Origin of the sequence: Bradyrhizobium sp. IC4060 (assembly GCF_020193715.1) — a bacterium.
Lineage (GTDB): Bacteria > Pseudomonadota > Alphaproteobacteria > Rhizobiales > Xanthobacteraceae > Bradyrhizobium > Bradyrhizobium yuanmingense.
The window spans coordinates 1100737-1125859 of record NZ_JADYVJ010000001.1 but is presented as its reverse complement, the minus strand read 5'-3'; the positions used below and the strand labels follow the sequence as shown (position 1 = coordinate 1125859).

24 protein-coding genes and 1 pseudogene are annotated in these 25123 nt (G+C 64.2%); 16 read left to right on the top strand and 9 right to left on the bottom strand.

What is annotated here, in order from left to right:
• Positions 1-78: 78 nt before the first annotated feature.
• The 8 genes from I6F16_RS05360 (at position 79) to I6F16_RS05325 (ending at position 9468) form a co-directional block, all read left to right on the top strand.
• Positions 79-1500 (top strand): amidase family protein, encoded by a 1422-nt coding sequence (locus tag I6F16_RS05360; protein ID WP_225111800.1) that lies wholly within the window; start codon positions 79-81, stop codon positions 1498-1500.
• Positions 1501-1584: 84 nt separating this feature from the next.
• On the top strand, positions 1585-2535 hold the full coding sequence (locus I6F16_RS05355) for an ABC transporter permease (RefSeq protein WP_036005490.1): 951 nt from the start codon (positions 1585-1587) through the stop codon (positions 2533-2535).
• A complete protein-coding gene (locus I6F16_RS05350) occupies positions 2532-3419 on the top strand; it encodes an ABC transporter permease (RefSeq protein WP_036005488.1) in 888 nt (295 codons plus the stop codon). The genes I6F16_RS05355 and I6F16_RS05350 overlap by 4 nt, the downstream gene beginning before the upstream one ends.
• A gap of 2 nt (positions 3420-3421) precedes the next feature.
• A complete protein-coding gene (locus I6F16_RS05345) occupies positions 3422-4435 on the top strand; it encodes an ABC transporter ATP-binding protein (protein ID WP_225111801.1) in 1014 nt (337 codons plus the stop codon).
• Positions 4432-5436 carry an oligopeptide/dipeptide ABC transporter ATP-binding protein gene (locus I6F16_RS05340; RefSeq protein ID WP_225111802.1) on the top strand — a complete coding sequence of 335 codons (1005 nt, stop codon included), beginning with the start codon at positions 4432-4434 and terminating at the stop codon, positions 5434-5436. The genes I6F16_RS05345 and I6F16_RS05340 overlap by 4 nt, the downstream gene beginning before the upstream one ends.
• 56 nt (positions 5437-5492) lie before the next feature.
• A complete protein-coding gene (locus I6F16_RS05335; RefSeq protein ID WP_225111803.1) occupies positions 5493-6986 on the top strand; it encodes an ABC transporter substrate-binding protein in 1494 nt (497 codons plus the stop codon).
• A gap of 228 nt (positions 6987-7214) precedes the next feature.
• Positions 7215-8870: an amidase family protein gene (locus I6F16_RS05330; protein WP_225111804.1), complete on the top strand. Its 1656-nt coding sequence runs from the start codon at positions 7215-7217 to the stop codon at positions 8868-8870.
• A gap of 211 nt (positions 8871-9081) precedes the next feature.
• Entirely contained in the window at positions 9082-9468 is a 387-nt protein-coding gene (locus I6F16_RS05325; RefSeq protein ID WP_036023492.1) for a nuclear transport factor 2 family protein, read from the top strand.
• A 136-nt stretch (positions 9469-9604) separates the two neighbouring features.
• On the opposite strand, the gene I6F16_RS05320 is transcribed toward I6F16_RS05325, so the two are convergent.
• Complete coding sequence (locus tag I6F16_RS05320; RefSeq protein WP_051056887.1) at positions 9605-9847, bottom strand: hypothetical protein; 243 nt, start codon at positions 9845-9847, stop codon at positions 9605-9607.
• Between the two features lie 553 nt (positions 9848-10400).
• Here I6F16_RS05320 and I6F16_RS05315 point away from each other — a divergent pair.
• Positions 10401-10862 (top strand): hypothetical protein, encoded by a 462-nt coding sequence (locus I6F16_RS05315; protein WP_225111805.1) that lies wholly within the window; start codon positions 10401-10403, stop codon positions 10860-10862.
• A gap of 30 nt (positions 10863-10892) precedes the next feature.
• Positions 10893-11093 carry a hypothetical protein gene (locus tag I6F16_RS05310; RefSeq protein ID WP_225172452.1) on the top strand — a complete coding sequence of 67 codons (201 nt, stop codon included), beginning with the start codon at positions 10893-10895 and terminating at the stop codon, positions 11091-11093.
• Between the two features lie 36 nt (positions 11094-11129).
• Here the strand turns inward: I6F16_RS05310 and I6F16_RS05305 are convergent, their stop codons facing one another.
• Both I6F16_RS05305 and I6F16_RS05300 read right to left on the bottom strand, forming a co-directional pair.
• Positions 11130-11717, bottom strand: a complete 588-nt coding sequence (locus I6F16_RS05305) for a hypothetical protein (protein ID WP_225111806.1) — start codon at positions 11715-11717, stop codon at positions 11130-11132.
• A gap of 212 nt (positions 11718-11929) precedes the next feature.
• Positions 11930-12886, bottom strand: a complete 957-nt coding sequence (locus tag I6F16_RS05300) for a LysR family transcriptional regulator (RefSeq protein WP_225173488.1) — start codon at positions 12884-12886, stop codon at positions 11930-11932.
• A gap of 92 nt (positions 12887-12978) precedes the next feature.
• On the opposite strand from I6F16_RS05300, the pseudogene styA reads away from it, so the two are divergent.
• The 3 genes and pseudogenes from styA to I6F16_RS05280 all read left to right on the top strand — a co-directional run bounded on the left by styA (position 12979) and on the right by I6F16_RS05280 (position 15127).
• Positions 12979-14228: pseudogene (gene styA, locus I6F16_RS05295) on the top strand (styrene monooxygenase subunit StyA).
• A 69-nt stretch (positions 14229-14297) separates the two neighbouring features.
• Positions 14298-14600 (top strand): EthD family reductase, encoded by a 303-nt coding sequence (locus I6F16_RS05285; protein WP_225111810.1) that lies wholly within the window; start codon positions 14298-14300, stop codon positions 14598-14600.
• Positions 14600-15127: a flavin reductase family protein gene (locus I6F16_RS05280; RefSeq protein WP_225111811.1), complete on the top strand. Its 528-nt coding sequence runs from the start codon at positions 14600-14602 to the stop codon at positions 15125-15127. Before I6F16_RS05285 ends, I6F16_RS05280 begins: the two co-directional genes overlap by 1 nt.
• Positions 15128-15158: 31 nt before the next feature.
• Here I6F16_RS05280 and I6F16_RS05275 read toward each other — a convergent pair whose 3' ends face one another.
• Both I6F16_RS05275 and I6F16_RS05270 read right to left on the bottom strand, forming a co-directional pair.
• Entirely contained in the window at positions 15159-15329 is a 171-nt protein-coding gene (locus I6F16_RS05275) for an RNA polymerase sigma factor region1.1 domain-containing protein (RefSeq protein WP_036005446.1), read from the bottom strand.
• Positions 15330-15561: 232 nt separating this feature from the next.
• Positions 15562-16473 carry an arginase family protein gene (locus tag I6F16_RS05270; protein ID WP_225111812.1) on the bottom strand — a complete coding sequence of 304 codons (912 nt, stop codon included), beginning with the start codon at positions 16471-16473 and terminating at the stop codon, positions 15562-15564.
• A gap of 194 nt (positions 16474-16667) precedes the next feature.
• Between I6F16_RS05270 and I6F16_RS05265 the strand changes: the two genes are divergently transcribed.
• The gene (locus I6F16_RS05265) at positions 16668-17642 is read left to right on the top strand and encodes a magnesium transporter CorA family protein (protein ID WP_036005440.1); all 975 of its coding nucleotides are present in this window, start codon (positions 16668-16670) and stop codon (positions 17640-17642) included.
• Positions 17643-17682: 40 nt separating this feature from the next.
• On the opposite strand, the gene I6F16_RS05260 is transcribed toward I6F16_RS05265, so the two are convergent.
• Both I6F16_RS05260 and I6F16_RS05255 read right to left on the bottom strand, forming a co-directional pair.
• Positions 17683-18309: an alpha/beta hydrolase gene (locus I6F16_RS05260; RefSeq protein WP_036005438.1), complete on the bottom strand. Its 627-nt coding sequence runs from the start codon at positions 18307-18309 to the stop codon at positions 17683-17685.
• Positions 18306-19244: a ring-cleaving dioxygenase gene (locus I6F16_RS05255; RefSeq protein ID WP_225173487.1), complete on the bottom strand. Its 939-nt coding sequence runs from the start codon at positions 19242-19244 to the stop codon at positions 18306-18308. The genes I6F16_RS05260 and I6F16_RS05255 overlap by 4 nt, the downstream gene beginning before the upstream one ends.
• A gap of 128 nt (positions 19245-19372) precedes the next feature.
• Here I6F16_RS05255 and I6F16_RS05250 point away from each other — a divergent pair, with 128 nt between their 5' ends.
• Together I6F16_RS05250 and I6F16_RS05245 are read left to right on the top strand one after the other, a co-directional pair.
• Positions 19373-20302 carry a LysR family transcriptional regulator gene (locus tag I6F16_RS05250; RefSeq protein ID WP_225111814.1) on the top strand — a complete coding sequence of 310 codons (930 nt, stop codon included), beginning with the start codon at positions 19373-19375 and terminating at the stop codon, positions 20300-20302.
• 409 nt (positions 20303-20711) lie between these two features.
• Positions 20712-21188 (top strand): hypothetical protein, encoded by a 477-nt coding sequence (locus tag I6F16_RS05245; protein ID WP_225111815.1) that lies wholly within the window; start codon positions 20712-20714, stop codon positions 21186-21188.
• Positions 21189-21376: 188 nt separating this feature from the next.
• Here the strand turns inward: I6F16_RS05245 and I6F16_RS05240 are convergent, their stop codons facing one another.
• Together I6F16_RS05240 and I6F16_RS05235 are read right to left on the bottom strand one after the other, a co-directional pair.
• Positions 21377-24070: a hybrid sensor histidine kinase/response regulator gene (locus I6F16_RS05240; protein WP_225111816.1), complete on the bottom strand. Its 2694-nt coding sequence runs from the start codon at positions 24068-24070 to the stop codon at positions 21377-21379.
• Positions 24067-25101, bottom strand: coding sequence for an ABC transporter substrate-binding protein (locus I6F16_RS05235; protein ID WP_036023477.1), 1035 nt, complete (start codon positions 25099-25101; stop codon positions 24067-24069). The genes I6F16_RS05240 and I6F16_RS05235 overlap by 4 nt, the downstream gene beginning before the upstream one ends.
• Positions 25102-25123: the final 22 nt, after the last annotated feature.

Here is a 25123-nt window from a genome sequence, read left to right as displayed (position 1 = left end):
GGCGAGTTAACAAAACTGTCATTCTCGCTGTCAATGTCTTCGGGCCAATGGCGGCCCGCTTCGGAGCGTGATGTGACGATGAACGGCGATCCCTGTCTGTTGTCCGCGACCGAGCTGCGCGGTCTCGTCGCGGCAAAGCGGATTTCGCCAGTCGAGCTCACCCGCGCTGTGCTTGCCCGCGCCGAGGCCCTCCAGCCCGAATTGAACTGCTTCGTCACGTTGTGCGGCGACGAGGCGATCGCAGCGGCGCGCGAAGCCGAGCGCAAGGTGATGGCGGGCGAACCGCTCGGCCTGCTGCACGGCATCCCCGTAACCGTCAAGGACATCGTCAATACCAAGGGGGTCAAGACCACCTTCGGCGCCGTTCCCTACAAGGATAATGTGCCGGCCGAGGATGCCGTCGCCGTCGCGCGGTTGCGCAGCGAAGGCGCGATCCTGATCGGCAAGACCACGACGCCGGAGTTCGGCAGCAAGTGCCTCACCGATTCACCTTTGTTCGGTCGGACCCGCAATGCGTGGGACGCCTGCCGATCCTCCGGCGGCTCTAGCGGCGGCGCGGCGGTCGCTGTGGCGAGCGGCATCGCGCCGCTCGCTATTGCGACCGACGGCGGCGGCTCGACACGAATTCCGGCCGCCTGCAACGGCGTGGTGGGCCTGAAGCAGAGCAACGGCGTGATCCCGCACAGCCAGGCGCTCGACGTGTTCGGCAACCAGACCTATGTCACGCCGACTACCCGCACCGTCGCGGACACCGCGCTGATGATGCAGGCGATGGCGGGCGAAGATCCTATCGATCCCTGGTCGATCGCCGTGCCCGTGCCCGACTTCATCGGCACCGCCGCCCCGCATGGTGATTTGCGCGGGCTGAGGATCCTATACTGCCTGACGCCGCCGGGCCGTCCGGTATCGGCCGAAGTCGCCGCCAATTTCAAGGTGAGCCTCGACCGGCTGGCCGGGTTAGGGGCCGAGCTCGAGGAATTCTCCGCCGAGGGGTTCGACATCGAGCCGATCTGGCGCGCCATCAACCACACCGTCTGGCGCACGCGCTTTGCCAAGCTTGCGGCCGAGCATCGGGACGAACTGAGCGAGGCCTTCCTCAAGCAGCTCGCGCTCGCCAGCGAAGTCAGCGGCATCGACTATCAGGAGGCGATGTTCGCGCGCACCGCGTTGTTCCGCCGCGTGCAATCGCTGCTTGCGCGCGGTCACCTGCTGGCGATGCCGACGCTGACGCGCACCGCGCTGCCGATCAAGCAGGACCTGTTCGGCAATATCGAGATCGACGGCAGGCATTACGACAGCGTCCGGCCGCATTGGTTCCCCTGGACAATGCCGTTCAACATGACCGGTCACCCCGCGATCAGCCTTCCCTCGGGCTTTGCCCGCGACGGGCTGCCGATCGGGCTCCAACTGGTCGGCCGTTTCCGGGCCGATGCGGAATTGCTGCGCGTGAGCGCTCTGTTCGAGGCGTCAAGCGACCTTCTGTCCCGCTGGCCGTCTTGAGGAGATGGAGATGCAGCAAAGAGCTTGCTTAAGGCGTCCGGACATGTTGATCGTGGCCTGGGTGAGCCCTAAAGCCGAGCGCGCATGAGCGTCTTTGTCCTCCGACGTCTGTTGACTCTGCTGGCGACGCTGGTCGGCGCATCGCTGATCATCTTCCTGGTGCTGGACGCGCTGCCCGGCAACGCAGCGCAGATGCTGATGGGCGCTGATGCTTCGCCCGACGCGGTGCGCGCGCTCACCGTCAAGCTCGGGCTCGACCAGCCGCTGGCGGTTCGCTATTTGCAGTGGATCAAGGGCCTCCTCGTCGGCGATCTCGGCAATTCCTACGTCTACGGCACCCCGGTCGGCAGCCTGATCGCCGAGCGGCTGGTGCTGACCATTCCGCTCGCGATCATGGCCATGACGATCACGGTGACGCTGGCGCTCTCGGCCGGTATCTACACCGCCGCCAACCACAACAAGCTCGGCGATGTCGGCGTGATGTCGTTGACCCAAGTGGGCATCGCGCTGCCGAATTTCTGGTTCGCGATTCTCCTGGTGCTGCTGTTCTCGGTGCGGCTGCAATGGCTTTCGGCCGGTGGCTTTGCCGGCTGGGAGGACGGCATCTGGCCGGGGATCAGGTCGCTGCTGTTGCCCGCGATCTCGCTCGCGGTGGTGCAGGCCGCGATCCTCGCGCGCGTCACGCGTTCGGCCGTGCTCGAAGTGCTGCGCGAGGATTTCGTCCGCACCGCCCGCGCAAAGGGCCTCGGCAAGCGCGAGGTGCTGTGGAGCCACGTGCTGCGGAATGCCATGATCCCCGTGATGACCGTGATGGGCCTGCAATTCGCCAATCTGCTCGCCGGCACCATCGTGATCGAGAACGTGTTCTACCTGCCGGGCCTCGGCCGCCTGATCTTCCAGTCGATCGCCAACCGCGACCTGATCGTGGTGCGCAATTGCGTGATGTTGCTCGCCGCGATGGTGGTGATCGTCAATTTCGTGGTCGATGTGCTCTATGCCTTCATCGATCCCCGCATCAAGGTGCACGACCTGTGAGCGCCCCCATCACCATCGACGCGCCCGTCGCAACGCGTCCGCTGCCGGCGCGCACGTTCTGGCGCCGCGCGCTGCGCCACCGCAGCTTCGTCCTCGGTGGCACGCTGAGCCTTCTGGTGCTGGCTTCGGCACTGTTGTCGCTGGTATGGACGCCGTGGTCGCCTTACGAAATCGACATCGCCGCAAAGCTCCGCCCGCCCTCGGCGGCGCATTGGCTCGGCACCGATTCCTTCGGCCGCGACATCGTCTCGCTGCTGCTTGCGGGCGCCCGATCCACCATCATGGTCGGTGTCATCGCCGTCAGCATCGGTCTCACCTTCGGCGTCACTCTGGGTCTGATCGCCTCGGCCCGGCGCGGCTGGACGGAGGAGATCATCATGCGCTTTTCCGATTTCACCTTCGCCTTTCCGGCCGTGCTGTCCGCGATCATGCTCGCCGCCGTCGTGGGGCCGGGCATGGTGACCTCGATCGTCGCGATCGGCATCTTCCAGATCCCGACCTTGACCCGGCTGACGCGCGGCTCGGCCAATGCGATCTGGGCGCGTGAATTCGTGCTGGCGGCACGGGCGGCGGGCAAGGGGCGCTTCCGCATCACCATCGAGCATGTGCTGCCGAACATCCTGTCGATCCTGATCGTGCAGGTCACCATCCAGTTCGCGCTCGCCATTCTCGCCGAGGCCGCGCTGTCCTATCTCGGCCTCGGCACGCAGCCGCCGCAGCCATCCTGGGGACGGATGCTGAACGATGCGCAGACGTTGCTGTTCCAGTCGCCGATGCTCGCGGTCTATCCGGGCGTTGCGATCGCAATCTCGGTGCTCGGCCTCAACCTGCTCGGTGACGGATTGCGCGACCTGCTCGATCCCCGGCTGGCGCGGGAGCGATGACGATGGCCGAGTGCTCCAACATGCCGCTAATCGTGGTCGACAATCTCGGCGTTCGCCTCAACACCAGCCGCGGGCCAGCGCAGGCCGTGCGCGGTGTTAGCTTTGCGCTGACGCGCGGCGAGACGCTCGGGCTCGTCGGCGAGTCCGGCTGCGGCAAGTCGGTCACGGCGTTGTCGTTGATGGGGTTGCTGCCGGACAGTGCCGTCGTGACCGGCAGCGTCAAGCTGGACGGCGACGAACTCGTCGGACTTCCGGATTCCGACTATTGCCGCCTGCGCGGCAACCGAATCAGCATGATCTTCCAGGAGCCGATGACAGCGCTCAATCCGATGCATACGATCGGCAACCAGGTCGCCGAGCCGCTGCGCCGTCACAAGAATTATTCGGCGGCGCAGGCTCGTCGGGAAGCAATCGCCTTGCTCGACCGCGTCGGGCTGCCCGACCCCGCGCGTCGTGTCGATGCCTATCCGCATCAGTTCTCCGGCGGCCAGCGCCAGCGCGTCACCATCGCGATGGCGCTCGCGTGCGAGCCGGACCTGTTGATCGCGGACGAGCCGACCACCGCGCTCGACGTCACCATCCAGGGCCAGATCCTCGACCTCATCGCCGATCTCGTCGAGGAGCGCGGCATGTCCATGATCCTGATCTCGCACGATCTCGGCGTCATTGCAGAGAACGTCCAGCGCATGATGGTGATGTATGGCGGCACCGTCGTCGAGAGCGGCCCGACCGACGAGGTGTTCCGTCGCATGGGCCATCCCTACACGCAGGGCCTGTTCCGTGCCCGGCCCAAGCTCGGCGCGCGTAAGGGGACGCGGCTGAGGACGATCTCCGGCACGGTGCCGGAGCTCGCCGATCTGCCGTCCGGCTGCACCTTCTCCGATCGCTGCCCGCTCGTGATCGACCAATGCCGCGTCGCGCTGCCGCCGATGGTGGACGTCGGGCCCGGCCATTTTGCGCGCTGCATAAGAACGGACGTGTCGATGGCCGAACGCGTCGGAGCGCTGACCGCATGAGCACCGCGCCGCTTCTCGACGTCAGGGATCTCGAACAGCGCTACACGCTGCCGCGCGAGAGCCTGTTCCGTCCGCCGGGGCAGGTGCGCGCGCTCAACGGCGTCAGTGTGCAGGTCCGGGCCGGCAAGAGCCTCGGCATCGTCGGCGAGTCCGGCTCCGGCAAGTCCACCTTCGCGCGCGTCGTGATGGCGCTGGAGCGGCCGACGGCAGGACAGGTCGCGCTGCTCGGGCGCGATCTCAACCGCTTGCCGGCCGACGAGCTGCGCCGCGCCCGGCGCGATTTCCAGATGGTGTTCCAGGATCCCTATGGATCGCTCGATCCGCGGCAGACCATCGCGCGGATCGTCGCCGAGCCGCTGACCGTGCTGGAAGGTGCCGACCGCACCACGTTCCGCGACCGCGTCGCCGCGGTGCTGCGCCAGGTCGGCTTGCGCGATGCGGACATGGAAAAATATCCGCACGAATTCTCCGGCGGCCAGCGCCAGCGCATCGCGATTGCGCGTGCGCTGATCACCCAGCCGAAGCTGATCGTTGCCGACGAGCCGGTCTCGGCGCTCGACGTCTCCGTGCAGGCCCAGGTGCTGAACCTGATGCAGGACCTCCAGGAGCAGTTCGGCCTGAGCTACATCCTGATCAGCCATGACCTCGCCGTGGTCGACTATCTCTGCGACGAGGTCGCGGTGATGTATCTCGGCCGCATCGTCGAGCAGGGGCGGCCAGAGGATTTGTTCGAGCGCTGCGCCCATCCCTATACGCGGGCGCTGCTGGAGGCGGTGCCGCGGGCTCGCGCCGGGGGTGGCCGCCGCCGGCGCGGGGCCCAGGCGATCGCCTCGCAATCGGCGGCGACGGCCGGATGCCCCTATGCATCGCGCTGCCCGCTTGCCGACCAGCATTGCCGCGAGGTTCCGCCTGCGTTACGCAAGGTGGGCGAGGGGCACCTTGCCGCCTGCCACAAGGCCGAGGCCGTGATGGCGTTGCCGCAGGCGGCCATGGAAGGTTAGTGTCCGGGGCAGGATTGGCGTTAAGCTGGAAACAGGATTGGCCGGGGAGTTTGCGCATGTTCAGGAAATTATCGATCGTCGCCTTTGCCGCTGCGCTCGTCGCGGCGCCTTTGCCGGTGCTGGCGCAGAGCAAGAAGGACAGCGTCGTCATGGGGATGACGCTTGAGCCGCCGGGGCTCGACCCCACCAACGCCGCCGCGGCCGCGATCGCCGAGGTCACGCTCTACAATATCTATGAGACGCTGACCAAGATCAACGAGGACGGCTCCACCTCACCGCTGCTCGCCGAGAGCTGGACCGCTTCGCCCGATCTGAAGACCTATACGTTCAAACTGCGCAAGGGCGTCAAATTTCACAATGGCGAAGCGTTCGATTCCGCGGCGGTGAAGTTCTCGTTCGAGCGCAACGCGGCGCCCACCAGCACCAACAAGGACAAGAGCCTGTACCAGGCCTTCGAGAAGGTCGAGACGCCCGACGCCGACACCGTCGTGATCACGGTGAAATATTCCGAGCCGAACCTGCCGTTCCTGCTCGGCCAGGCGGGCGGCTCGATCGTCGAGCCGAAGAGCGCTGGCACCAATGTCACGCAGCCGGTCGGCACCGGACCGTACCAGCTTGGCGCCTGGGCCAAGGGCTCTTCGATCACGCTGAACAAATGGGCCGACTACCGCAACGCCTCTGCGATCAAGCTGTCGAAGGTGACGATCCGCTTCATCTCCGATCCGGCGGCGCAGGCCGCGGCGTTGCTCTCGAACGACGTCGACGCATTCCCGCGCATCGCGACCCGCGTGGTTGCTCAGTTCAAGTCTGATCCGCGCTTCACGGTGCTGATCGGCGGCTCCAGGGCCAAGACCATCGTGGCCATCAACCATCGCAAGAAGCCGCTCGACGACGTCCGCGTTCGCCGCGCCATCCTCGCCGCGATCGACCGCAAGGCCTTGATCGACGGCGCGGTCGAGGGTTACGGCACGCCGATCGGCAGCTTCTACACGCCGGGATCGCTCGGCTATGTCGACACCACCGGCATCAACCCGTACGATCCCGAGAAGGCCAAGAAGCTGCTGACTGAAGCCGGCGTCACCACGCCGCTCGAACTGTCATTGAAGCTGCCGCCGCCACCCTATGCGCGGCAAGGCGGCGAGATCGTCGCCGCCCAGCTCGCCAAGGTCGGCATCATCGCCAAGATCGAGAACGTCGAATGGGCGCAATGGCTGTCGCAGGTGTTCGCCGGCAATGGCCCGCACAATTTCGATCTCACCATCGTCAGCCATGTCGAGCCGTTCGACCTCGTCAAGATCACGGAGCCGGACTACTACCTCGGTTACAACAACGAGAAGTTCAACGCGCTCTACAAGCAGATCGTCTCGACGCCGGACGAAGCCGGCCGCGCCAAGCTGCTTGGCGATGCCCAGCGCATGCTGGCGACCGATGCAGTCTCGGCTTACCTGTTCCAGCCGCAATGGCCCACCGTCATCAACAAGAAGCTGAAGGGCGTCTGGAAGGAAGTCCCGCAGTTCGAGAACGACTTCTCCGCTTGGTATTGGGAATAGGCGGCGTCCATTGCTGTGCCCTCTCCACGCGTTGGAGAGGGCAGCTCCAAACAAAACCTGAAAAACAACCCCATGCACAGTAGCCGGGGTCAGTCATTTCAATGGCTTGCACGTTGCGCCTGTGTGATCGACGCGATGCGCCCGAAAGTTGACCCGTCGGGCAAAACACTGGCATGATGGCATGCTCGAGTCTCGTGGTGGAGACGCGCGCCGTCGGTCGAGGCAGCCGTGCAGAAATCATCCCGCCGCAATGCCGGCATTGCCGCGGCGGCCGTCAGCGCCGAGGCGCCGATCTCCCCAAAGCTTGATCATGCAAGGCTCGATCATGCGTCGATGAGCGATATCGCTCATGCTTTGGCCGATGGGCATGTCACTGCCACGGCGCTGGTCAAAGGCTTTCTCGCGCGCATCGAAGCCTACGACCGTAATGGACCGCAGCTCAACGCGGTCCGCGCGCTCAATCCCAACGCGCTCACGATCGCGGGCAGGCTCGACGGCGTCAAGCCGTCGGCCAAGCGGCCGCTGGCCGGCATCCCGATCCTTGTGAAGGACAACATCGCGACCGGCGACGCTCAGCCGACCACGGCGGGCTCGCTGGCGCTGGAAGGCGCCCGCGCCCGGGACGATGCAACGCTCGTCAAGCTGCTGCGCGAGGCCGGCGCGGTGATCCTCGGCAAGGCGAATCTGACCGAGTTCTCCAACATGCTCGCGGTCGACATGCCTTCCGGCTATTCGTCGCTGGGCGGTCAGGTCAAGAATCCCTATGCGCCGGCGCTGGCCGACGATCACGGCATCCCCGTCGTGTCCCCGGGCGGCTCGAGCGCGGGTTCGGCGGTCGCGGTGGCGGCGGGCTTGTGTGCGGCCTCGATCGGCACGGAGACCTCGGGCTCGCTGCTCTTTCCCGCCAGCCAGAATGGCCTCGTCACCGTGAAGCCGACGGTCGGGCTCATCAGCCGTGCCGGCATCGTGCCGATCTCGCATAGTCAGGACACCGCGGGGCCGATGACGCGGACCGTGCGCGACGCGGCGCTGCTGCTCAATGTGCTCGCGGCCAAGGACCCGCTCGATCCGGCGACGCAAAAGCAGCGGCGGCCGGCCGATTACACCGCCGGTCTGACGCGCGATGCGATGAAAGGTGCGCGCATCGGCGTGCCGAGCGATCCCGCCGATCCGCTGAATGATCCCTTCTTCCGCAAGCTGCCCCTCAAAGGAGCGAAGGTGGTAGGGGAAGCGATCAAGGTGCTGGAGGATCTCGGCGCCGTGATCGTGCGCGCCAGCATTCCGACAGCCGGCTGGATGAGCGGACCGGGTACGATCATGGCCGTGCTCAACCGCAATCCGCTGAGCGCCAACAGGGGCAATGCGGTCCCGCAGCGGATCGTCTTCATCTACGAGCTGAAACGAGATCTCAACCTCTACCTGAGGGATTGGGCGACCAACACCACCATCAAGACCATGACCGACATCGTGACCTTCAACGAGGCCAATGCGGGCAAGGCGCTCCGCTTCGGCCAGGACAACTTCCTCGCAGCCGACCTCACCCGGGGCGACCTAAGCGAACGCGAGTACAAGGCGGCACTCGCCATGGACCTGCTCAGCGCCAGGACCCGCGGCATGGATGCCTACATGAACCAGCACAAGCTCGACGCCGTGCTGTTCCCGGGCAGCGAAGGCGCCGCAATCGCCGCCAGGGCGGGCTATCCCAGTGTCCTCGTGCCGTGCGGCTTCGTCGCCGGCGTCGACGGCAAGGACACGCCCGATTATCCGTTCGGCGTTACCTTCGCAGGCCGCGCCTGGAGCGAACACAAGCTGCTGCGTCTGGCCTACGCGTATGAGCAGGCCTCCGCCAAGCGCAAGCCGCCACCCGGCTTGCCGGCGCTTTAGAGTGCACTGTGCATGTGCCGGTTGGTGGTGGTGGCATGCGCTGACAAATCCGTTGTCTGTTCTCACCGATATGGCGGACGTGCCGTCCTGCCCTGGGGAGGGCGCTTTGTGACCCCGAAGGCGCCATCGACCAGACGTCTAATCGGCCCTTCAACTCACCTGTGTGCCCTTGTGTTATTGTATCCCTTCCGGGAACTCGATGGAGGGAAGGATGGACATTCGATCGAAATTGACGGCGCTGTGTGAAGCGTTCAACGCGCACGACTTGGATTCCATCATGGAGTTCTTTGCTGACGATTGTGTCTTGGAGATGCCGAGGGGAAGCAAGCCTTGGGGATCTCGCTTCGAGGGCAAACGCAACGTACGAGACGGGCTCGCGACGCGCTTTGAAGGCTTACCGGATGTTCACTACGGCGACGCCGAGCATTTTGTGGATACGATGGCAAACACGGGCATTTCAAAATGGACGCTAACGGGCACTACAGGTGAAGGAAAAAAGATCGAGGTCCGAGGATGTGACTTTTACACTTTTCGCGCGGACGAGGTGATCCGCAAGGACTCGTATTGGAAGATTGTTGAAGGATCTTCGTCAGCCTAACGACGCACATGTCCGAATGTGGCCCAGAGGTGCAGGTCCAGGCAGCGTCTCTGTTCTCGGCTCATCGCGGAAATCGGAAGTAACCTGCGTGCCGACAATTGGCGCTCGGACGGCAGAGCGCGCAGGCAGAACGCTTTCATACATTTCCTTTCCAGATCAGCCACCGGTAGACGCCGAACACGTTGATAAGTGTCACCACCACGTTTTGCACCATCAGCGCATATTCCGCTGTTAGATAGCCGACGACGATCCAGATCACCGATGCACCGCTCAGTACGACGAAGGCCCAGCCGGTAATGAGTGGCCGCGCCCGGGCAGCTAGGATCAGCCCGGCGCCGATCGTGCCGACTGTCGCCACCCAACGCAGGATTTCATCCATGACGCGTGTGCTCCCCGAAAGCCGACGTCGGAGCGTCGCTCCGCGATTTGCCTATACGGACGCAGTCACAGGCAGGCCGCCGGAGTGGAACTTTTCGTCTCGTGCGCCGACCACCATGCGACCCCCGCCCGAGCGACTTGGCCCCACAGTGGCGGCGGAAGGTCAGGCGCCAGTGTGGTGATCCCGTGCGGTATCAACTCCGCTACGCCGAAATCGGAAGCTCCTTTTTTCTCATCCCCGAACCGCGTTTCCATCAACCGGCGTGCGGCACATTGCCCCGGGCTGCCGAAATTAAATCTGAGCCAAGGACTTATCTGCGCAACGAGGTGATCGAATGAGCGCGACTTCCGCTGTTGGCCCATCGCTTCCATTAGGGCGTAGCGACGAGTTGTCCGGAAGCGGGGTAAACCGGAAGCGCCCCGGCTGCTGGGCAAATCGGCGGCTTTTGACCCGAAGCGGACCTCGCTAGATTTCTCTCAACTGCGAGCAAAGCTGCTAACTCAACGGAAGGTTTGCCGGGTGAATGATCCACCGGCCGGATCGGAGCAGCAGGATGATAGATCGCGTAGCACGCGACCAGCTTTCAGGAAACCTTAGACACCTGATTGCCGGCTCGATTACCAACGATCAGTTTGAACGAACTATGCCGGTGAACGACGGGGACCCAGCGATCTGGGCGATTACAGACATGTCGTGGCTCCTCTACAGCGATATGAAGGAGCATCGCTTGGTCCGACGTCACAGCCTCGATCCGGTCTGGAAACGCGAAGTGCTGCGCTGGATATTGTTTCTCGACGGCGACTTTGAGTACCGTTGGCCGAAGATTTCATTGCCCGGCCTCCACCCGATGCGACGTGCCCGCCCGATGTGGTTGAGTTGGCACAATACGATTTCTCACGATCGTGCCTCCGGCTTTCTTGCGGCTGGAGATTACAATGCTTGGCCGTTCATTTCCCGTTTTGAGTACAAGCATGCCTTGAGGCATCCGAGACGTCTGGCCGGAAGGCCAAGGTAAGGGCCTAGTTGTAGCGTAGAGACAGCATTCATGAGCGAGAATCTCGACACGGCCGAGCGATGTGCTCAGATTTCGAAGGCCGCGAATGATGAAACTATCCGGTCGATATTTGCCCGGATGTCTGAGCTGTATCGTGAGTTGCACGAGCAAGAGGAGAGGCTTGCGGACTGGAAGAGGCAGCAGGGTCCTACTTCAACATTTGATTTCATATTCAAGAAACCTCGCGATTAGCGCAAGCTTTTGACCCGAAGCGACTTCAACCGCCGATTAGCTGCTCTCACGAGGTCTGCTCTTTAAGCGATACAGAAGCACCTCGTGGAGTTCGATCTTCTGCTCTTGACGAAAAATTTGCAGGAAGAACGAAAACGCTTCAATGACGAGCCTGACGGCAAGTACAGTTCTGAAGGGTTGATGCGCGGTTCTTCTCAGTTGCGCCAGCTTGGCGAGCTTACCGCCGAGGCAGCCGTTTTTGTAGGATCGGTCGTACCACACGGCGGCTCTCAACTGGTTCAAGCGCCCGTCTTGGGACTGATAGTGCGTCGCGAGCCAAAACTGTGCGTTCCAATTACCCTTGACGGCGAGCTTGCGAAGTTCTCGTACCCCCTCCGGGACACCGCGAAGCTGAAGGAAGCGGGCTCGATGTAAGACACCGTTCTCCTGACCAGATGAGGCGGCACGATCAAACCAGTTCCATGCTGTCACGAGATCGGGGGCAACGGCATCGCCTCGGGCATACTCCCAGGCGAGGGCCAACTGAGCGTCCACGTCGCCGGACGATGCAGCAGCGATCCATTCAGGAATCTTGCTACGACGCTTGGCGAGATTGTCAGCGCGGGCCGTTAGTGAAAGTCGCATTCGTTCAAGGCAATATCCCTGCGATCCTCGGATTTTGTCACAAAGGAAATTAAGGAAACACCACTCTGCGGCAAACAATTGGAAGCGACGTTTGTCCGCTTCTGGCCCCTGAGCCGAACAATGCTGAGGCCATCAATGTTGGCTCTCAGAGCGGCGGCGGAGCCGTGCGTACCTCGACTGCTGCTTGTGGCCCCTTTCCAGACGCCGAACACTCAACGGAACGAGCCAGTTTCCGTGGTTGCCGAAGGGGCGAGATCGGCGTTTCGAAAGCGATCAGCGAGCGCAAAGACGTCCGCACGCTCGATGATCAGATCGCGGAACAGTCGCGCCCGGTGTGACATCCATTGCGGGTCGGGATAGACGATGTGCATGGGCAGCGGCGGCACGACGAAGTCGGGCAGCACATGGACGAGACGGCCGGCCGCGATGTGCTCGGCGGTGCACCAGTTCGGCAGCACGGCGACGCCTATCCCCTCCAATGCAGCCAGCGTCATCACGTCCGCATCGTCGCAGGTCATCGCCGGCGCGATGTCGACGACGTAACGGCCGGTTTCGGATTCGAACGTCCACTGGTTCTTCTGCGACAGGCGTGAGTAGGTGACGCAGGGCATGCGGCGCAGATGATCCGGCAACGAGGGTACCTGATGACGCGCAAGCAGCGCGGGCGCCGCCACCAGCAGGCGTTTAATGGTGCCCACCCGCCGCGCCATCAGCGAGCTCGAATTGAGGCTGCCGATCCGTATCGCAAGCTCGGTCCCGGTTTCGATGAGGTCGACGAACTGTTCCGTAAAACTGACGTCCAGCCGGACATCAGGATAGCGGCGGGTATATTCGGCGAAGATCTCACGGAAGAAGAAGCGGCCGAACGAGGTCGGCACCGTCATGCGCAACGTCCCTGACGGATTGCCGATCCGGCTTTGCGTCGGCGCGCCGGCGCTCTCGAGCAGCGCGACGATGTCCTTGGCGTATTTCAACACGCGGTCGGCTTCCGGGGTCGGCCGCAGCTTGCGCGTGGTGCGCACGAACAGTCGGCAGCGAAACTCGGCTTCCAGCAGCGCGATGCGCTTGCTGATCGCCGGTTGCCCCAAACCGAGGTCGTCGGCGGCCTGGGTGAAACTCCCTGCCTCCATCACCCGGATGAAGGTCTGCAGCGCCTCGATCCGGTCCATTCATTCCTCGCCGGAATTTATATTATTCTGACCATTCCATATACGGCATGGCTGGTCCGGTCTAGCCTTCCTGCGTTCAGGGGAGGACACGAATGAGCAAATCGATCGGCATTCTCGGGGCCGGCATCGGCGGCCTGCATCTGGCACTCTACCTGCAGAAGCAGGGCATCATGGCAACCGTGCTGACGGATCGCGCCCCGGAGCAGTATGCGGCGACACGGCTGATGAACACCGTCGCGCATCACAGCGTCACCATCGCGCGCGAGAACGAGCTCGGCGTGAACCACTGGGACGATCCCCGAGTGATCTATCACCACCACGATCATTTCTTCAATTTCCCGGATGGCGGGCTGCTGTTCCGCGGTGCATTTCAGCGGCCGAGCCGCGCGGTGGATTATCGGATCTACCTGCCGGCTCTGATGAAGGACTTCGAGGATCGTGGCGGCCTGATCGAGTATGCCAGCATTCAGGATGACGACATCCCCGCGCTGGTCTCGCGCTTCGACCTTCTCGTCGTCTCCACCGGCAAGGGCGCCCTCGGGCGCATGTTCGCTCACCGGCCCGAACTCTCTCCGTACACGCGGCCGCAGCGCCTGCTTTGCGTCGGCCTGTACGATGGCGTCGATCACGGCAGCCCCGATGGTGACGATCCACGCGGTGTCACCCTGTCCGTCTCGCCCGGCCATGGCGAGATGATCGTCATTCCCACGCTGAGCTTCGGCGGGATGAAAACGGCGCTGTTGATGGAAAACATTCCAGGCGGCGACATGGCCGACCTGGTCTCGCTCAGCTACGATGCCAACCCGGCAGCATTCCGCCAGACCCTTCTGGATAAGCTGGAAAAGCATCATCCGCACACCTACAACCGGATCGACACGCACCGCTTCGGGCTGGCCCAGCCTCTCGACCTGCTGCAAGGCGCGGTGGTGCCAACGGTGCGGCAGTCCTGGGTGGCTTTCGACGGCGACAGCTCGCCATTGCCTTGGGCGACGTTCACTCCGTCGTCGATCCCTTGATGGGCCAGGGCGCCAACATGGCCTCATATGCGGCCTTCGAGCTCGGCAAGGCGATCGTCGATGCGGTGGCATTCGATGCGCGCTTCGTCGAGGACGTCGACCGTGCGCGCGAGAACCGCGTGCTTGCCGCTGCCCGCTGGACCAACATGATGCTGCAGCCGCCATCGGAAGCCATGGGCCGGCTGATCTTCGCCATGTCGCAGGACCGGGAGCTTTGCGACGAGTTCACCGAGAACTTCAATTATCCGGAGCGCCAGTGGGATCGTCTGGCGAGCGACAAACGCATCCACGCCTGGATCGATAGAAGCGGCAGGATCGCCGCCTGACGACGAACCGCCGTACGGACTCAGTTCCGCTCCTGGGCGGATGCTGAACCATGTCTCAAAGGAACACCAATGCACTGCCTGACAGTTCTCTACCCGACGCCCGACGATCCATCGGCCTGCAGGGCCTATTACGTAGACAAGCACGTCCCCCTGGCCGCGACGCTCCCTGGTCTGGTGCGTCATCATTACGCTTTCCCCCAACGACTCGGACCGGGGGAGGCGCCTTTCTGCATCTTCCAGGCCTTCTTCCCCGATGCGGCTGCGATGGACGCGGCGCTCGGTTCGGAGATCGGCCGGAAGGTCGCAGCCGACGTGCCAAACTATTCGCCCAAGGGGGCGACACTCTGCCATTTCAAGATCGAAGGCGCGTAATGGGTCACGTTGCCGAACCGGCCGGTTTTCGGGCAGCCGCATCGCGGTTCGCGACGGGCATTACCGTCGTCGCGACCGTCGATGAGGATGGCGCGCCGCTCGGCATGACCGCCAACAGCTTCACGACCGTTTCGGCAAACCCGCCGACGGTGCTTGTCTCTCTCATGCACGGGCGGACGTGGCAGGCTGTGGCCAGGTCCGGCGTCTATTCGGTCAATGTCCTGCATGCGGAAGACGCCGCGATCTGCGCGCACTTTGCCGGAAGGCCCTTGCTGCGCGACGCTCCGCCGCTCGTCGCTCGCCAAGGATTTTTCGTGCTCCCGCAGGCGATCGCGCAGTTCGCCTGCGAGGTGGTCCAATCGATCGAAATCGCGGACCACACGCTCTTCATCGGCGAGGTGCGCTGGTGCCGGCACAATGAGGGAACGCCTCTCGCATTCTACGCCAGCCGTCTTCGAAGGGGCGTCGGGATGGAAATCTCTTCCGCGGATAACGTTGCCTATCCCGGTGACGGATGGTGGACTTGAGACCTCTGTTGTTGCGCCAGGAGCCAAAGCGTCAGTCTTCTTCAATCCGAATTCCAGCCTCGCTCACAGCGCTCAGAATGCGGTCGATGTCTTCGGGGCTCAGTACACGGCCTTCACAAATCTGATTCAACTGATCGAATGTGATCTTGCCGCTCCGTTCGCCAATTTCGATGGCTCGTCGTATGATGTCCGGCACTAGCATGTTCTCACCTTTTCGGTCGCCCTACTGGGTTATCGCATTTGAGGGCTTTCGCTGCGGCCATCCTTCGAGACGCCCGCTTTGGGCGGGCTCCTCAGGATGAGGATCGAATGCGTGGCGGCAGTTTCAACGGGCACTGATGCTGATGAGCCTCATCCTGAGGAGGCGCGTTAGCGCCGCCTCGAAGGACGAGGCGTGCGCACCGGTCGCCGCCACGATTCATATGCGGTAGCAGCTATACGTTCCGCCGACCAATGCAACCCAGCGCATTGCAGATGATCCGCGCGACCGCAATCGCTCCAAGATTCTGCACATCGCGCTCGGGAACGAATTCGACGATGTCCAGGCCCACTATTCTGGACTTTGCCGCGACACCCCGTATGAGGTCGATAACGTCGAAATAAGACAGTCCGCCCGGCTGTGGGACGAGCACGCCGGGGATGACCGATGGATCAAGACCGTCGCAATCGATGGTCATCAGGCACTCGCCGTCATCCTCGATCGCGTCGAGCACGCTTGCGATCCCGTGATGCTGGACATGTCTTGCCGTGAAGATCTTCGCGCCCCACGCCTTTGCATCGTCGAATTCGGCGCGACCGGAGCCGCCGATGCCGCGCAAGCCGACCTGCACGATGCGCTTGACCCAGGGCAATTCGCTGGCGCGCCGCATCGTGCTGGAGAAGGTATAGCCCGATCCGTTTCGCTGATCCCGCCAATCAAGGTGGGCGTCGATCTGCACGACTGTCAGTCCCTTGCAGTCCTGGAACGCCTCGAAGAAAGGAATGGGGACGGAATCATCACCGCCCAGGAGAATCGGAACGGCGCCGACCGAAAGGACGGCCTGCGTGGCTGCTCTGATGGCATCACGGTTGCTCTCCGGCGTCATTGGGTCGGTCGGGACGTTTCCACCGTCCAAGACCCTCATTTTGCTCGGATCGAGCAGCTCGGCGTCCTGATCGAAATCCCAGCGGGTGAGATCGCTCTCATAGTGACGCAGCGCGCGACGGATGACGTCGGGCGCTCTTGCGGCATGGCTGGTCTGACCTGCGAGGTACGGGGTGGCATCCGACGCGCCGAACAGGATCGCGTCAGCCGCCGGCGGTGGGGCGGTCAGGTCGCAGGCCTCAACACCCAGGAATGTCGTCATGTCGGGATGCACTACGCGTATCCATGGATCACCCGCGCGTCCGTCAACGTGCACCGCTCGACCGTGTTCCGGTCGGTATCTCGATGTCCCCTGGAATGCCGCTGTCACTTGGAGGGGGTCTTGAACGTCTGGAACTCTCATGCGTTAGTCGGCGGCGCCATCCGGCATGACGATGCGGCCACGGAGTTCGGTTCTTGCTCAGACTTTACAGGTGGCCGTCCGACGACTGGCACGGCATCGGCGCGGAAATGCCCACGGAGGTCATCTGGGCCGATCTTCTAAACGGTACCGACGAGGAAAAGCAGTTCGTCGAGCGGCTGCTCGGCATCCGCATTCCCTCGGAAGACTCGCTCAGCGAGATCGAGGCGTCGAGCCGCCTGATCTTCGACCACGGCACGCTCTATCTCAGTTCGCCCGCGGTCCGGGTCACCGAGGCCGACGAGGCCGAGATCACGCCGGTGGGCTTCGTCATCGGCCCGCATGTGCTGGTGACGGTGCGCTTTGCAGAGCTGCCGATCTTCGACGACATCGGCAAGCGCATCGGCTCCGATGACAGCCTGGAGAACGGCATGTGCGTGTTCGTCAGCCTGCTCGAGGCCATGATCGATCGCGGCGCCGATGTCCTGGAGCATCTCGGCGGCAAGGTCGATCAGCTTTCGCGGGGTGTCTTTAGGGGCGGGCTGGTGCGCACCCAGCGCCCGGTGCGCTCCAGCCGCAGGATGCGGGAGGCCCTGGAGACTGTCGGCGAGCTGGCCGACCGGCTCGCCAAGGCGCGCGATGTCCTGCTCGGGGTGGGCCGCGTTGCCGCGTTTGCCGGCGACGTCGGCAGCGAGTGGATCACGGCATCCTCGAAGAAGCGTCTGGAAGCCGTGTCCAAGGACGTCGTCTCGCTCAGCGATTACGAGACGCGATTGTCGGACAAGATCCAGCTGCTGCTCGATGCCGTGCTCGGCTTCATCAACATCCAGCAGAACGAGCTGTTCAAGATCCTGACGATCGTCTCAGTCGTCGGCGTGCCGCCAACCATCATGGTCGGCGTCTGGGGCATGAACTTCAAGCACATGCCCGAATTGGACTGGAGCTTCGGCTATCCGCTGGCCTGGCTCGCAATCATCGCCAGCGGCCTGTTGCCGCTGATCTGGTTCAAGCGGCGCGGCTGGTTCGAGTGATGGCAGCGGCGCATCGTTCAAACGATGCGCCGCTGCTCGATCATGCGGCCTTGGCGTCCGCCTTGCTGATCCAGTCGCGGGCGAGCGTCACGTCAGCTTGCGACAATTGATGGCCTGCCGGCAGCACCTTGTGGGTGACGCTCGCACCTGCCTGCGACAGCAGTGCGGCGAGCCGTGCCGAATTGCTCGCCGGCACGATTGGATCAGCCTGCCCGGAGAGCAGCAGCACCGGCTTGCCGCCGAGCGCAGCCTTGGGCGGATCCGACAACGGCACCATCGCGCGCAGCAGGATCGCGCCGGCCAGCACGTCCGGCTGCAGCAGCAACAGCGCGGCCGCGATGTTGGCGCCGTTGGAGAATCCGACTGCGATCGGCGCGGCGAGGCCGTAGCGTTGCCGCGCCTCTGTGACGAACTCGCCCAGCTCGTGCGCGCGACGGCGCACGTCCTCCTCGTCGAACACGCCTTCGGCGAGACGGCGGAAGAAGCGCGGCATGCCGTGCTCGAGCACGCGGCCGCGCGGCGAAAGCAGGGCAGAGCCGGGCGAGATCATCTGGCCGAGGCCGAGCAGGTCGTTCTCGTCGCCGCCGGTGCCGTGCAGCAGCAGCAGAGGTGGAGAGCCCGCGTCGCCTGCGGGCTCGAAACGATGGATGAATGCAGTCTCCGTCATGACGCGGTCTCTTCCAGATTCGGCAGAACGCCCTCGATCTGCTTGCGGTGCGGTTCGAGGAAAGCAGGCAGCTTCAGCTCGCGCCCGAGGCTCGCCACGGGCTCGTCGACCGCGAAGCCGGGGATGTCGGTCGCGATCTCGAACAGCACGCCGCCGGGCTCGCGGAAGTAGATCGAGCGGAAGTAGTTGCGGTCGCGCTGCTCGGTCGGGTGCAGGCCGTGATTGCTCACGAGCTTCGCGGCCATCTGGCCCTGCTCGGCATCGTCAGCCGCGCGGAAGGCGATGTGGTGCACCGACCCGCCGCCCTGATGCCCGCGCAGAAAGCCCTTCGCCTCGTAGACGTCGACGACGCTGCCTTCGACATCGCCTGGCGCCTTGAAACGGATCACCGAGCCCTCGCGTCCGGTCTCCTTGAAGCCGAAAACGTCGGTGAGGATGGCCGCCGTCTTCGCCGCGCTGTCGAGCAGCAGGGTGACGCCGTGGAAGCCGCGGATCGCATGCTCGGCCGGCACGTCGCCATTGCTCCAGCCCGGCTCGTTTTCGGCACCGGGAATGCCGACCAGCGCGAGCGCCATGCCATCAGGATCGGTGAACGGCAGGACGGACTCGCCGAAGCGCTTCTCCAGCGCCTCGTACCGAATGCCCTTCTCGATGAAGCGCTGCGTCCAGTAGCCGAGCGAGCGCTGCGGAACGCGGAAGGCGGTCTGATGGGTCTCGCCGACGCCGCGGCGGCCGGCCGAGACGCCGGCCCACGGAAAGAAGGTCAGGATGGTGCCGGGGCGGCCGGTCTCGTCGCCGTAATAGAAGTGGTAGGTGCCGGGATCGTCGAAATTGACCGTCTTCTTGACGAAGCGCAGGCCGAGATCCCGCGTGTAGAAGACGAAATTGCGGATGGGATCGCCGGCGATCGCGGTGACATGGTGCAGTCCAGACATTGTCGTCCTCCAGATTCGGGGAGCGGTCTTGCTCTGGCCGGAAATATCGTTCCGCTTTGGATTGGAGACAATCCATGCAAATATGACGGCTATGTCTACGATTTGGAAACAGTTGACGGGGCGATCCCTTGGATAAGCTCGGCAGCCTCCGGGCCTTCGTGAAGGTGGTGGAAAGCGGCAGCTTTGCCGAGGCCGGCCGGCAGCTGCGGCTGTCGCGCTCGGCGATCAGCAAATACATCGCCGACCTCGAGGAGAGCCTCGGGGTCCAGCTTCTGAACCGCACCACAAGGCACGCCAGCCCGACCGAGAACGGCCAGCGCTATTTCGAGCGCGCGGTCGTGATCCTCTCGGAGATCGAGGCGGCGGACCAGGCGGTGACGCAGGCGCAATCGGCGCCGCGGGGACTGCTCCGCGTCAACGCGCCGATGTCGTTCGGCACGATGCGCCTCGGGCCCGTGCTCGCCGATTTCATGGCGCGCTTCCCGGAGCTGCAGCTCCAGATCGTGCTCAGCGACGATCTGCTCGATCCCGTGCAGGACGGCTTTGACGTGACCTTGCGGATTGCGGAGCTGGAATCGTCCAGCCTGATCGCGCGCAAGATCATGCCGGTGGCGCGCATGATCTGTGCGTCGCCGGATTATCTCGCCCGGCACGGCACGCCAAAACATCCGCAGGATTTGCGCGAGCATGCTTCGCTGACCTACGGCTTCCTGCTGACGGGCAATCAATGGAAGCTCACCGGCCGCGACGGCGATCACTGGATCCAGCCGGCATGGTCGCTCTGCGTCAACAATGCCGAGGTGCTGCGCGACGTCGCAGTCAAGGGCAGGGGGCTCGCGCTGCTGCCGGAGTTCATTGCGGCCGATGCGTTGCGGAAAGGCGAGTTGCGGACAGTGCTGGATGATTATTCCGCGCCGCCGCTAGCGCTCTATGCGGTCTATCCGCCGACGCGGCATCTGTCGGTGAAGGTGCGGCTGTTCATCGATTTTCTGGTGGAGCGGTTCGGGCGGGAGGATGAGGAAGTTGGCGGGCGCAGACGTGCGGAGGCTGGGTCGTGAAGCCACGAATCTGCCGGGGCAACGGCTCGCAGCGCCAGTCTAGGGACTCTGCCGCTGAAATTGTGAGTGGCATGGGTTCTCCCATTGTCAGCGTTGTTGACAGTGATTCCTCGGAGTTACTCTTGCGCGAATGATAAGATGAAGTCCGGCAACCAGCAGAGGCCATGATGATTGTGCCTCTGCTGAGAGTCCCGCGCAGTGGCTGGATAAGATTATATCGCAACGGAGACTTGAACTTTCTTCCCGTGGCTTGAGACTCATATTCGCGTCCCGACTTCGCCTCAGGACAGAGAGAGTTCAGCCGCTGTCGGGCGTTGCCGAGGGCTCTCTTCCGTGCCACCGCGAAGAGCCTGGCTCGATGAGTCGCCCGCACTTCTCGACTTGGTTTCAACAAGCGCAGGAGGAAGCTATGCGGAAGTCTCTCACCTTTTTCCTTTCTGGTGTGGCATTGGCCGTCGCGGCGTCAACCGCCGTAGCCGGTGAGCGGGTGCTCGAGTTCAAGCTCGTCACCAAGCCGCTCGACCTCAAGGTCATAGAGGCCGCAAACGTTGAAGGACAGACGGTCGTGTCCGGGAAATTCTTCGGAGTGGCCGTCTTCAGCGATGGCCGTATCGGCGTGAAAGAGTTCATCAATAGTTCGGACCAGCTCAAAGGGTCTGGCCCCTTCTTCGGCTATAGCACTTACACGTTCGAGGAAGGCTCGATTACGGCGCGCTACACCGGATCGGCCAAAGACGGCAAATCGACGGGCGAATACACGATTCTGTCGGGCACTGGTGCCTACGCGAATGCAACGGGTACGGGAACCATCGAAAGCGCGCCGAACCCATTCAAGGGTGTCAACCTGCTCAACATAAAGCTGGTCGTTAAAACTTCGGGCTCGTGATAGCGAATGCTAACAGGTCCCGCACGAAGGTGGTTGATCTCTTGGGGGGCGCGCTGCCCCGGCCGGAAACACAGCGCCGGCCGGGCGACCTGCTGAAGAACCGGCTGGAGTCGTGGGATTGATCTTTCCGCTTGGCCAGCCGCTGGTGCCGCAGGAGAGAACGCTTGGGAGCTCCGACCTGCGCAAATCTAGCTGACAGATTGCTGTCCGGCAGGTTCAAGCAGATCATTCAGCGCTTGCATCGACGCCTGTCGAATCTCGGCGAGTTCGCGTGCGGCACTGTCGAGTTCGGCAGGTGACATCGCGGGTGCCGCCAGCTCGACGTCGCGGCTGCGCTCGAACAGGCGGACGAGGCCGAGCGCACTTGCCGCGCTGCCAAGTTGATGCGCGGATCGTGCGAGGTGCTTGTGATCGCCCGCCGCCGCGGCGTCGGCGATGTCGTGGATCAATCGTTCTCCCGTCTGCTGGAGCAGATGGTGGAGCTTGTCGATTTGCGCGGCGCCCAGCAGCTCCCGCTGGTCGTCGAGGAAAGGCCGATCGATCAGTTCGGTCGCCGGGCGTTGCGCGGCTGCCGGCTCGGCCACCAGATCATCCTCGATCGCCTCGCGCAGCGCGTTGACCAGGATCGGCTTGCTGACGACCTTGGCGATGCCGGCGCCGGCAAGCCGATCGCGGGCGCGGCCGGAGACGTCGGCGGTCACGGCGATGAGGCGCGGCATCTTGGCAAGTCCGAGCTCGCCGATCCGGAAGGCCGCCTCCACGCCGTCCATGTCGGGCATGTGCAGATCCATCAGGATGACGTCGAAGGCCTGATCGCGGGCGAGCTCGACGGCTGCGGCGCCGTTCCTGGCGATCGTCGTGTGGTGGCCGAGCCGGTGCAGGATCGCTGCGCCGACCTCGCAATTGACGGGGTCATCGTCGACCAGAAGCACGCGGAGCTGCCGCGACGGCGGCGCAAGCGCGCCTTGCGCCACGCTGCTTCCGGCAAGCCCGAGCGGCACTTCGAGCGTGAACGTGCTGCCCGCGCCGGGCGCGCTCTCGACCTTGAGCTCGCCGCGCATCAGGCGGGTGAGACGGCGCGCGATCGCAAGGCCGAGGCCGGTGCCGCCGAAGCGACGCGCGATGCTGTCGTCGGCCTGGACGAAATCCTCGAAAATCCGCTCGTGCAGCCCGGGCGCGATGCCGATGCCGGTGTCGCGCACGATGATGCACAGCAGGAGGTGATCGCCGCGCCGCTCGGTTGCCGCGCTCACGCCGATGCCGCCGCTCGGGGTGAACTTGATCGCGTTGCCGATCAGGTTGAGCAGGATGCGGTTGAGCCTGACGGGATCGCCATGCGCGGCGGTGTCGACCGTGTCATCGCAGGCGAGATCGAAGCTCAGGCCCTTGTCGAGGGCTTGCGGACGCATCAGGTCGCCGGCGGCTTCGATCAACTGGTCGAGACGGAAGTCGCGCGTCTCCAGCATTTCCGTGCTGGCCTCGAGACGCGCATATTCCAGCACCGCATCGACCAGCGCGATCAGCGTTTCGCCCGACGCCGCCGCGGTGGCAAGATGGCGGCGCTGGGCCTCGCTGAGGCTGCCGTCGTCCAAGAGTTGCAGCACGCCCATGACGCCGTTGAGCGGCGTGCGCAACTCATGGCTGACGACGGCGAGGAAGCGCGACTTGGTCTCATTGGCCGCGACCGCCGCGCGGCGCGCGCGCTCGGCGGCGTCGTGCTCGGCGAGCGCGTGGTCGCGGGCCTTCTCCAGCTCGGAGGTGCGCTCGATCACCTTGCGCTCGAGCGTGGCGTAGGATTCGCGCAAATGCGCCGCCATGCGGTTGAACTGCTCGCCGAGCGCCTCCAGCTCGTCGCCGGTCTTGATCGCGAGCCGCGAGTTGAGGTCGCCGCTGCCGATCCGCCTGGCTCCTTGGGTCAGCAGCTGGATCGGCACGGTCATGCGCCGGCTGAGAATGAGCGAGACCAGCACCGCGCAGGCGAGCAGGATCACGAGCAGGAAGGTCGAGCGGCCGATCGAGGCATAGATCGGCGCGTAGGCTTCGGTAAGCGGCAGCTCGACGAACACCAGCCAGCCGAGCGAGGGCACGGTCGCATAGGTCGACAGCACGCGCTGGCCGGAGAGATCCTCCTTGACGAGGCCGCCCGAAGGCGGCCCGATGCCGTCGAGCGCGGCGCGGACGTCGGCATGGCCGGAGAGATCGCTGCGCTGGAGCGCCCGCCATAAATCGGGATGCGCGATCAACACGCCCATGCGGTCGACGACATAGGCCTTGCCGGTGTTGCCGACCCTGATTCCCGTGACGAGGTCCCAGATGAAGCGCAGATTGACCTCGGCGACGATCACATCGGGAGCGCGCCCGGTGCCGCGCGTGGCGAGCGTCATGAAGGGCTCGGTGTCGCCGAAGAAATAGACGGGACCGTAATAGGCCCGGCTGTCATTGGCACCGCGGAAGGCGGCTGAAGCGGAGAGATCGGCGTTGCTGCCGACCTTGTCGGCGATCCGGCGCGATACGCGCAGCTGCTCGCGGCCTTCCGAATTGAGCTGGGCGATCTCCGCGATCGCAGGCGAGAGGCGCAGGAGGCGGATGGCGTTCAGCCGCTCGTCCTCGTGGGTCGACAGCTCCGGCGGCAGGCGCGCGAGCCACCTGATCTGGTTCTCGATCTGGCCGATGAACTGGCCGATCTGAATCGCTGCGGAGGCGGCCTGTTCGCGCTGGGTCGCCGCCAGCAGCTGCTTCTGCTCGCGATAGGAGAACCAGACGTCGAAGCTGGTGTTGATGGCGAGCGCGGCGAAGGCGAGGGCGACGATCGAGTAGAGATATTTCCTGAACAGCCGGCCGGAAGGCGTGCGCGAAGGTTCCTGGTCGCCGGGATCGTTCACTCGCGGATCTCGTCGGCGCGCGCGAGCAGCGTGAACGGGATCGTCAAGCCGAACGAGCGGGCGACCGTGCGGTTGATCAACAGCTCGTATTTGCGCGGCGATTGCACTGGAAGGTCGCCGGGCTTGGTGCCGCGCAGGATCAGGTCGACGTAATCGGCCGAGCGCACCTCGAGCGTTGGGCCGTAGCTCATCAGCCCGCCGGCATCGATGAAGTAATGGAACGGATAGATCGTGGGCACGCGGTATTTGGCGGCGGCCGCGACCACCGCCTTGCGGTTGACCACGAGGAAGCTGTCGACCAGCGCCACCATCGCCGCCTTGGGCAGTTCGGAAAAGCGCTTGACGGCGTCGTCGATCTCCGCGGGCGCGTTGACGGGCGCGGGGATCACGGAGACGCCGGATGCGGCAGCCTCCTGCTCGATCGATTCGAGGAAGAAGCGTCCGCCGCGCGGGGTGGTCGCGGGGTTGAACAGGATGCCGACCCGCGCGACGTCGGGCACGGCCTCGCGGATCAGCTGGAGCCACTTGCCGCCCATCTCGGCGCTGCTGTTGGTGAAGCCGGTGGCGTTGCCGCGGGGATGCGCGAGGCTTTCGACGAAGCCGTTGCCGACCGGATCGTTCGCGGTCGCAAACACGACCGGGATGGCCTTGGTGGCGGCAAGGACGGCGGCGGTCTCGATCGTCGACCCCGTCAGGATCACGTCCGGTTGGAGGTCGAGCAATTCCTGGACGGCCATCTTCAACCTGTCCGGCGCGCCGAAGGTGGAACGGAGCTCGAGGCGGAAGTTGACGCCTTCGACCCAGCCGCGCTGCCGCAAGCCGGCGACGAGGTTGCCCAGGCGAGAGCTTGCGCTGTCGATCATGCCGCGTCTGGTCAGCTCGTCGTCGAGCGGCAATGCGGTGAGTGAGGCGACGATCCGCATGCGATTGTCGGTTGCGCCGAGCGCGATCCATCCCGCGACCGACGCAGTCGCGAGGCGAATGAAGCCGCGGCGATTGACCGCCGAGGAAACGAAAGATCGCCCCGTCATGGACTAAGTTGCACGATCGCCT